This window comes from Microbispora sp. ATCC PTA-5024, assembly GCF_000511135.2.
In the GTDB taxonomy this organism is placed as follows: Bacteria; Actinomycetota; Actinomycetes; order Streptosporangiales; family Streptosporangiaceae; genus Microbispora; species Microbispora corallina.
Genome location: NZ_KI866523.1, coordinates 450,772 through 460,062, shown reverse-complemented (window position 1 = coordinate 460,062; position 9,291 = coordinate 450,772). Strand labels below are relative to the sequence as shown.

6 protein-coding genes are annotated in these 9,291 nt (G+C 73.4%); 4 read left to right on the top strand and 2 right to left on the bottom strand.

Annotated elements, in window-relative coordinates:
* Positions 1 to 938 (top strand): endo-1,4-beta-xylanase (locus MPTA5024_RS43505; protein ID WP_036324604.1); only part of this gene is annotated, 938 nt, incomplete at its 5' end.
* A 118-nt stretch (positions 939 to 1,056) separates the two neighbouring features.
* Here MPTA5024_RS43505 and MPTA5024_RS14590 read toward each other — a convergent pair.
* Both MPTA5024_RS14590 and MPTA5024_RS14585 read right to left on the bottom strand, forming a co-directional pair.
* A complete protein-coding gene (locus MPTA5024_RS14590; protein ID WP_036324602.1) occupies positions 1,057 to 1,347 on the bottom strand; it encodes a hypothetical protein in 291 nt (96 codons plus the stop codon).
* Between the two features lie 32 nt (positions 1,348 to 1,379).
* Positions 1,380 to 1,832 (bottom strand): carboxymuconolactone decarboxylase family protein, encoded by a 453-nt coding sequence (locus MPTA5024_RS14585; protein WP_036324600.1) that lies wholly within the window; start codon positions 1,830 to 1,832, stop codon positions 1,380 to 1,382.
* 95 nt (positions 1,833 to 1,927) lie between these two features.
* Here MPTA5024_RS14585 and MPTA5024_RS14580 point away from each other — a divergent pair, with 95 nt between their 5' ends.
* The 3 genes from MPTA5024_RS14580 to MPTA5024_RS14570 all read left to right on the top strand — a co-directional run bounded on the left by MPTA5024_RS14580 (position 1,928) and on the right by MPTA5024_RS14570 (position 8,982).
* A complete protein-coding gene (locus MPTA5024_RS14580) occupies positions 1,928 to 4,711 on the top strand; it encodes an AfsR/SARP family transcriptional regulator (protein ID WP_036324597.1) in 2,784 nt (927 codons plus the stop codon).
* 483 nt (positions 4,712 to 5,194) lie between these two features.
* Positions 5,195 to 5,776 (top strand): hypothetical protein, encoded by a 582-nt coding sequence (locus MPTA5024_RS14575; protein ID WP_157099473.1) that lies wholly within the window; start codon positions 5,195 to 5,197, stop codon positions 5,774 to 5,776.
* Positions 5,777 to 5,838: 62 nt separating this feature from the next.
* Positions 5,839 to 8,982, top strand: coding sequence for a BTAD domain-containing putative transcriptional regulator (locus tag MPTA5024_RS14570; RefSeq protein WP_036324595.1), 3,144 nt, complete (start codon positions 5,839 to 5,841; stop codon positions 8,980 to 8,982).
* Positions 8,983 to 9,291 lie beyond the last annotated feature (309 nt).

The following is a 9,291-nucleotide window of genomic DNA, read 5'->3' as shown; positions in this document are numbered from 1 at the left end:
TCGACGACAGCACCGGCGGGCGCCGCGACTCCAACCTCCAGCGCACCGGCAACGACTGGATCGAGGTGGCCTTCCGCACCGCGCGCGCCGCCGACCCGGCCGCCAAGCTCTGCTACAACGACTACAACATCGACAACTGGTCCTGGGCCAAGACGCAGGGCGTCTACAACATGGTCAAGGACTTCAAGTCCCGCGGCGTGCCGATCGACTGCGTGGGGCTCCAGGGCCACTTCAACAGCGGCAGCCCCTACCCCGGCAACTACCGGACCACGCTGCAGAACTTCGCCGCCCTCGGCGTGGACGTGGCGATCACCGAGCTTGACGTCGAGGGGGCCTCGGCCACCACGTACGCCAACATCGTCAACGACTGTCTCGCGGTGTCCCGCTGCGTCGGCATCACCGTGTGGGGTGTGCGTGACAGCGACTCCTGGCGCTCCAGTCAAACCCCGCTGCTGTTCGACGGCAACGGCAACAAGAAGGCCGCCTACACCTCGGTCCTCAACGCCCTGAACTCCGCTCCGCCCAGCCCGACCCCGACTCCCACCCCCACGCCCACCCCGACTCCCACGCCGACCCCGACTCCCACGCCGACGCCCACCCCGACTCCGACGCCCACGCCGAGTCCGTCGCCGTCCCCGGTTCCGGGGGCGTGCTCGGCGACGATCTCGACGGTCAACAGCTGGCCGGGCGGGTTCCAGTCGGAGGTCACGGTCCGCGCGGGCAGCGCGGCGGTCAACGGGTGGACGGTGAAGTGGACCTGGCCCGGCGGCCAGACGTTCAGCAGCGTGTGGAACGGCACGCAGAGCGTGTCCGGCTCCAGCGTGACCGTGCGCAACGCCTCCTACAACGGGTCGATCGCGGCCGGCGCGTCCACGACGTTCGGCTTCACCGCCAACGGCACCGCGGCCACCCCGACGGCCACCTGCACCAGCCCCTGACGGCGCCCCATCCTTCGGCGATCCCCCGTGAGCGGCCCGCCCGCTCGCGGGGGATCCGCATGGGACAGCCTCGCGCTCAGCGGGGCCTGTCCGCGGGTGCGGCGGGACGGACGCCGTCTCAGCGCTCGTCGACGACCTGGCCGTCCAGGGCGACGGCGTCCTTGGTGAGGGCCATGGTCAGCGGCGCCTCCGGGAAGGTGGGCAGGGCGGCGAGCGCGGCGCCCATCTGCGCCGCCGTCTCCCAGTGCCAGGTGTCGGTGTAGGTGCCGTCCTCGAGCCGGATCAGCACGACGCGGGTGAGGCCGGGGTGCCCCTCGCGGACGGTCGCGACCAGGGAGCTCCGGCGGGCCAGGAACTCCTCCAGGTCGGCGTCGGCGACGGAGTAGCGGTGCGAGCGGACGACGGACATGTCGATGTCTCCTGTGTGTCGGGGGTGGGGGGTCACCAGCTGCCGGCGACCTGGCGGACCGGGGCGTTCAGGCGGTTGAAGAGGTTGGTGACGGCGGTCATCAGCAGGATCGAGGCCAGTTGCCGCTCGTCGAAGTGGTCGGCGGCGTTGTCCCAGACCTCGTCGGAGACGGCGTCGGCGCGGTCGGCCATCCGGGTCGAGGCCTCCGCCAGCTCCAGCGCGGCCCGCTCGGCGTCCGTGTAGTACAGAGCCTCGCGCCAGGCGGCGACCAGACCGATGCGCTCGTCGCTCTCGCCGAGCTTGCGCAGGCTCTTCAGGCCGGCGTCGACGCAGAAGCTGCACCCGTTGATCTGGCTGACCCGCAGGTGGATCATCTCCATGAGCTCCTCGGGGAGACCCTGCGACCGCGCGGCCTTCATCAGCTCCTGGATCGGCGTGATCGCCGCGGGGATGATCGTGGCGGGGTTCTTCATCCGGGCTTCCATCGTGTTTCCTCCGTCTCGGTTCCGGTGAGATCAGAGTCGCTGCCCGGATTGATACATTCGCTATGCGCGGGCGATGCGACGGTGATGGGGGGACGATGCTGCGCTTCACCCTCCTCGGCCCCGTCCAGACGATCGTCGACGGCGCGCCCCTGACGGGCATCGCCCCACGTCACCGGGCTGTCCTGGCCTATCTGCTGCTCAACGCCGGCCGGGTCATCAGCATCGAGCGGCTGATCGAGGCGATGTGGGGCCACGACCGGCCCGACACGGCCCGGTCTCAGATCCACGCCTCGATCACCGCCATCCGGAAGGTGCTGCGCGGCGCGGGCGCCGTAGGGCTTCTCGAGACGCGCGCCGGCGGCTACGTCGCGCGGCCAGGGCCCGGGCAGCTCGACACGCAGGAGTTCACCGACCTGGTGGCCGCGGGCGAGCTGCGCGAGGCCCTCGGCCTGTGGACCGGCGAGGCGCTGGAGGACGTGCACGCGCACTACGCCGACGGCGTCCGGGAGCTCTGGAACGACCGGCGGCTGTCGGCGTACGAGCGCCTGGCGGAGGCCGAGCTCGCCGCCGGCCGGCACGGCGGCCTGCTCGACGAGCTCGCCGCCCAGGTGGCCGCCAACCCGCTCCGCGAGAAGCTGAACGGCCACCTCGTCCTGGCCCTGCACCGGGCGGGACGGCAGGCCGACGCCCTGGCCGCGGCGCGTTCGTACCGTACGGCTCTCGCCGACACACAGGGCCTCGACCCCGGGCACGCCTTCACCGAGCTGGAGCGGGCGGTCCTGGTGGACGATCCCGCCCTGCGCCTGACGGGAGCGGCGCCCGCCGTCTCCCGCCCACCGCGCCGCTCCACCTACCTGCCCTACGACATCCCCGACTTCTCCGGTCGGACCGCCGAGCTGGATCGGCTCGTGGGCGAGCACGAGGGGCCGGCGGTCGTGACGATCGACGGCATGGCCGGGGTCGGCAAGACCGCGCTCGCCGTCCACGCGGCCCACCGGCTGGCCGCCCGCTACCCCGACGGCCGGCTCTTCATCGACCTGCAGGCCCACACCGCGGGCCGGGAGCCGATCGACGCCGCCGCCGCGCTGGAGGCCCTCCTCCGCCAGCTCGGGGTGCCCGCCGACCGCATCCCCGTCTCGCCGGGGGAGCGCGGCGCCCTCTGGCGCGCCGAGCTGGCCGACCGCCGCGTGCTCGCCGTGCTCGACAACGCCTTCGACGCCGACCACGTGCGTCCCCTGCTGCCGGGGCGCTCCGACACCCTCGTCCTGATCACCGGCAGGCGGCGGCTCGTCGACCTGGAGGGCGCCCACGCCCTGTCGGTCGACCTGCTGCCCGAGGAGGACGCCGCCGAGCTGTTCGAGCGGATCGTCGGCGAACGCGCCCGCCACGAGCCGGACGCCGTGCGCGAGGTGCTGCGGCTGTGCGGTCACCTGCCGCTCGCCATCCGGATCTCGGCCGCCCGCCTCCAGCACCGCCCGCGCTGGACCGTGTCCTACCTGGCCGGCCGGCTGCGGGACCACCGCCGGCTCCTGGACGGGGTGTCGGCGGCCTTCGCCCTCTCGTACGAGTACCTCGACGAGGCCGAGCAGCGCATGTTCCGCCTCCTCGGGCTGGTGCCCGGCCGCGACATCGACGCCTGCGGCGCCGCCGCGCTGGCGGGGATCCCGGAGGACGAGGCGGAGGAGCTCCTCGAAGGCCTCCTCGACGCCCACATGCTCCTGCAGCTCGACCCCGGCCGCTACACCTTCCACGACCTGCTGCGCGAGCACGCCCGCTCGATCGCCGAGGACGACGGCGCCGTCATGCGGCTGCTCGCCTACTACCTGCACCGCTCCCGCGCGGCGATGGACCGGCTCTTCCCGCACAGCCTCAGCGAGCGGGAGGGCATCCCGCAGCCGGCCGCCCCCGTCCCGCCCGTCCGCGACGCCGCCGAGGCGATCGCGTGGCTCGACGCCGAGCGCTCCAACATCATCGCCACCGCCGTCCACGGACCCGAGATCTGCCTCGGCCTCCTGGCCCTGGCGATGCGCCCCTACCTCGACCGGCAGGCGCACCACGACGACGCGCTCACGCTCCACACCCTGGCGCTCCAGCGCAGCCGCACGCTCGGCGACTCCGCCGTCCAGGCGCGGGCGCTCACCGACCTGGCCTGGACCTACTGGCGGCTCGGCGAGTACGAGCGGGCGGAGGAGCACGCCCACCAGGCCCTCGACGCGTGCGAGGAGGCCGGGGAACGTGCCCGGGCGCTGCTCACGCTGGGCGACGTGGCCCTGCGCCGGCGGCAGGACCCGCAGGCCGAGCGGTACCTCAGGCAGGCGCTCGACCTCACCCGCATCGGCGCCGACACCTGGGGCGAGGCCCAGGTCCTCGGCGTCCTCGCCCTCGTCCTCGACCGCGCCGGCCGTCCTGAGGAGGCCCGGCGCCATCTCGACCTGGCACTGGCGCTCCACCGCAAGGTCGGCAACCCCGCCGGAGAGGCGGTGGTCCTCAACCACCTCGGCGTCGTCCTGCGGCATCAGGGCGAGCCCGCCCAGGCGCGTACGCGTCACGAGCAGGCCGCGGCGCTCTACCGCAGGCTCGGCAACGCCGCCGACGAGGCGGCCGCGCTCAACGGTCTGGCCGAGGCGGCGGGCGACCCCGCTCAGGCGGTCGAGGAGCACACGGCGGCGCTCGGGCTCGCCGACCCGGCCGGCAACCGGCCGGAGCAGGCGCGCGCCCACGACGGGCTGGCGCGTGCCCACCTCGCACTCGGCCACGTGGAGCAGGCGTGCGAGCACGGGCGGCTGGCTCTCGGCCTCTACGAGGAACTCGGCGTCCCGGAGGCCGACGAGGTCCGCGCCTTCCTGGACCACGCCGGCGGGACCGTCCTCACCCCCTGAGGCGACCACGCACGTGCTGGAGCCCCAACTAGCCCGCTGAGCTGCCGTTCCGTGATTTTCTAACGTTCCAATCACGTCGGGCAACCACGGGTGAGAAGGGCACGTCCCCCTACAGCACGCAGCATCCCGAGCCTCTGGAGTCACGGTGAGCATCAGCAGCCCGGTCCGTCGCACGGCGCGGACGGTTCATCCCACGGCCGGCACCCGTACGGCGCCCAGCCTCCGCGGCAGCCGGAGTGGCAATCCTCGGCCGGATGGCAGCCCTCGGCCGGATGGCAGCCCACACACGAGTGGCGAGCCCCGCATTCCCACAGGAAGGGCAGGGGACCGGGCTTCTGGCTCCTCGTCGTCGGGCTGCCCTTCGTCCTCGTCGCCGGCTGCATGGCGGTCGCCGGCGCCCTCGCCGCCGGAGCGCCTGACACGGCCGGCCGAGTCGCCCGGTCCAGCACGACCGGTGCGCCGGCCGGGCCCACCCGCGACGCCATGAGCGCCAAGGACACGGCCGCGCCCCGCAAGCCGGCTCCCGCGCCCTCCCCCCGTACGTACAGCGGGGTGAGCGCGAAGGTCGTCAAGCTGCGCAGGAGCGACTGGACGGGTGTGTGGCTCGTCACCCTCACCCATCGAGGGGAGTCGAACTTCATCGTCTCCCCGCTCGACGCCCACGGCGCGGAACAGGGCTCGATCGTGAACGAGATCGGCGGCTACAAGGGGACCGTCCTGCTCAACGAGGACGAGGGCGCGCAGACGGCGGCGCTCAAGATCCAGGCCGACGGGGCGTGGACGGTCACGCTCAAGCCCCTGTCCATGGCTCGCAGGTGGACCGGCGCCGGGCTCACCGGCCACGGCGACGACGTGGCGATCGTCAGCCGCCCGAGCTCCGGCCTCACGACCGTGACCGCCCGCCACTCCGGGAGCGCGAACTTCATCGTGGACGCCTACACCGAGTCGAGCCGGGAGAACCTCGTCAACGAGATCGGCGGCTGGCACGGCGAGGTCCCGCTCCCCGATGGAACGGTCCTTCTCACCGTCCACGCCGACGGCGTCTGGTCCTTCGCGAAGAGCTGACGCAGAAGATCCCAAGAAGTGACGATTACCGGTCGTCGTCACTGTTCGGCACAATCACTGATGTGCGAGTCGGATTGCTCGGACCGTTCGAGGTCCGCGACCACGATGGGGCCGTGGTGGAGGTTCCCGGGGTTCGGCTGCGCGCACTGCTGGCCGCGCTCGCCCTCGAACCCGGCCGGATCGTCTCGCGCGCCAGGCTGGTGGACTGGATCTGGGGGGAACGGCCGCCCGCCGACGAGGTGAACGCCTTGCAGGCGCTGGTGTCCAGGCTGCGCCGGGTGCTGCCGGACGGGGTGATCGGGGCCGACTCCGGCGGATACCGGCTGTCGGTGGCTCCTGACGACGTGGACGTGTCCCGGTTCGAGCACCTGGTCGGTCAGGCCCGGTCCGCCGATCCTGCCGACCGGGCGGATCTGCTGCGCTCGGCCCTGGCGTTGTGGCGGGGCGCGGCCATGGCGGACATCGCGCTGCACGACAGCGACGCGTTCGACGCCGTGGTCACGCGGCTGGACGACCTCCACCTCGCCGCGCTCGGGGATCGGGTGGACGCGGACATCCGCCTCGGCCGCGGCTCGGAGATGATCTCCGAGCTGACCGAGCTGGTCGCCGCCCACCCGCTGCGGGAGGGGTTCGTGGCGGCCCTGATGCGGGCCCTCGCCGAGGCGGGGCGCGGCAACGAGGCGCTGACCCTGTACCAGCGGACGCGGGAGCGGCTCGCCGAGGAGCTGGGCGCGGATCCGTCGGCCCAGCTCTCCGCGCTGCATACCGCGCTGCTGCGGGGCGAGGTGGGCGAGCGCACGGAGAACCACCGGACGAACCTGCGCGCCGAGCTGACGAGTTTCGTCGGCAAGGACGAGGACGTCTCCGCGGTCGCCCGTCTGGCCGTCGGGCACCGGCTGGTCACTCTGACGGGGGCGGGCGGCTCCGGCAAGACCAGGCTGGCCATGGAGACCGCGCGGACGATGCTCGCCGAGCTGCCCGACGGGGCGTGGCTGGTCGAACTGGCCGCGGTGCGGGCGGGCGGCGACCTGGCGCAGGCCGCCCTCACCGCGATCGGCCTGCGTGATCAGGCACTGCTCGGCACCGCGCGGGCGGGGGAGCCGATGGACCGGCTCGTCTCCGCGCTCCGGGAGCGCGCGATCCTGCTGATCCTCGACAACTGTGAGCACGTGATCGAGGCGGCCGCGGCTTTCGCGGATCGGCTCCTGGGGGAGTGCCGCGGGCTGCGGATCCTCGCCACGAGCCGGGAGCCGCTCGGCATCACCGGGGAGGTGCTCTGGCAGGTCGAGCCGCTCGCGCTGCCCGCGAAGGAGGCGGACCCCTCCGAGGCCGGGTCCTCGCCCGCGGTGCGGCTGCTGCGCGACCGCGCGGGTCTGGTGCGCAAGGACATCGGCTCCGACGCACGCACTCTGTCGGCCATGGCGGGGATCTGCCGGGCGCTCGACGGGATCCCGCTGGCGATCGAGCTGGCCGCCGCACGGTTGCGCACCATGTCCGTCGACCAGCTGGCCCGCCGGCTCGACGACCGCTTCCGTCTGCTGACCGGCGGCAGCCGTACGGCGCTCTCCCGGCATCGGACGCTGCGCGCGGTCGTGGACTGGAGCTGGGATCTGCTGACCGAGGCCGAACGCGGCGTGCTGCGGCGGCTCTCGGTGTTCTCCGGCGGGGCGAGCCTGGACGCGGCCGAACGGGTGTGCGGGGACGAGGCGTTCGCCGGGGAGCAGGTCCTCGACGTGCTGACCGCGTTGATCGAGAAGTCGCTGCTGCTCGCCGACGGCGAGGGCACGCCGCGCTACCGGATGCTCGACACCATCAGGGAGTACGCGGCGCAGCGGCTCGCCGAAGCCGGGGAGACCGAGCGGGCGCGCCGGGCCCACCTCGCCTATTTCACGGAGCTGGCCGAGACGGCCGATCCGCACCTGCGCCGGGCGGAGCAGCTGGAATGGCTGGCCACGCTCGAGGCCGAGCACGACAACCTCAACGCGGCCCTGCGCGGGGCGATCGCCGAGGGGTGGGCCCAGGAGGCGATGCGGCTGGCCGGGGCCGTGGGCTGGTACTACTTCCTCAGCGGGCATCGGACCGAGGGCACCGAGTTGAGCATCGCGGCGGCCTCGCTGCCCGGTGAGGTGTCCGACGAGGTACGGGCACTGGCGTGCGCCATCGTGACCGTCTTCGTGACCTCCGGGCCCGGCGGCGACCAGTATCAGGCGCGGGAGTGGATCCTGGAGGCGTACCGGCGCACTCCGAGCAGCGGGTATCGCAACCCGCTGCTCGGGTTCGTCGTGCCGCTGGAGCGGATGCTGCGGGAGCCGCCGGAGTTCCTGTCCGCGTTCGATCCGCTCGTCGTCGGCGACGACCCGTGGGTGCGCGCGCAGGCCAGGCTCAGCCGCGGCCGGTTGCGGCTCACACTCGGCGGCGACGAGACCGACGTGGACGCCGACGTCGAGATCGCCCTCGCCGAGTTCCGCGCCCTGGGCGACCGGTGGGGCATCTCGTCGGCGCTGACGTTCCTGGCCGACCGGCTCGCCACACGCGGCGAGTTCGCCCGCGCGTGTGAGCACCACGAAGAGGCGGTGACGGCGCTGACCGAGGTGGGCGCGACCGAGGACGTGGTCGGCCTGCGGGCGCGGCAGGCCCAGCTGTACTGGCTGCTCGGAGACGAGCGGGCGAGCACGTCCGCAATGGCGGACGCGCAGCGGTTCGCGGGCGGGGTCGCCTCGCCGGACGCGCTCGCCGAGCTGGCACTCGCGAAGGCGCAGCTGGCGCGGTGGCGCGGCGAGCCCGGCAGGGCACACGAGCACCTGGCCACGGTGCGGGCGATGTTGAGCACCGCGAAGATGGGCGACTTCATCCGCGCCAAGGCCATGGACCTGTACGGCTACCTCGCCGAGGATCTCGAGCAGGCTCGCGCGTACCGGACCGAGGCGTTCCACGCGGCCGCGGAGCACCCGTTCCCACCGCTGGTCGCCGAGGTGCTGATCGGGATCGCGGACCTGGCTCTGCGCCAGGGACGGTACGAGCAGGCCGCGCGGCTGCTCGCGGCGAGCGACGGCGTCCGCGGCACGCCGGATCGTTCGCAGCCGGACGCCTCCAGGATCGCCGGGGAGACGCGGGATCGCCTCGGTGAGGTTCTGTTCACCGAGGCGATCCGCGAGGGCCTGCGGCGGGATTGGCGCGAGCTGGCCGAGATCACGCTCGCCTCGTGAACGACCGGCGTTTCGCAGCCCTGTGGCCGCGATCGCTGAACTGTTCACGACGTTTACGATCGACGGTCGCCCTGATACCGGGCCGTCGCCGTCCTGACCCGGCCGCTGAGACGCCGCCGCGTCAGGCCTGATCCCCGCCGCGACGTCCGCCGGCCTGCCGCGCGCCACCCCTGACGGATCCCGTCGGTCCGGGACGACATCGTGCCAACCCCCGCCGGCGGACGTCGGCACGTCGGGCCGCCGCCGGTCCGCCGCAGAACCCTCACCGGCATCGTCGGCCCAGGAGCTCACCGTCGGACACGGGGTGTG

Bases quoted from the DNA above. Each gene is read 5' to 3' on its own strand.
- MPTA5024_RS14590 (WP_036324602.1), bottom strand. From the start codon at position 1,347: ATGTCCGTCGTCCGCTCGCACCGCTACTCCGTCGCCGACGCCGACCTG.
- MPTA5024_RS14585 (WP_036324600.1), bottom strand. From the start codon at position 1,832: ATGGAAGCCCGGATGAAGAACCCCGCCACGATCATCCCCGCGGCGATC.
- MPTA5024_RS14580 (WP_036324597.1), top strand. From the start codon at position 1,928: ATGCTGCGCTTCACCCTCCTCGGCCCCGTCCAGACGATCGTCGACGGC.
- MPTA5024_RS14575 (WP_157099473.1), top strand. From the start codon at position 5,195: ATGAGCGCCAAGGACACGGCCGCGCCCCGCAAGCCGGCTCCCGCGCCC.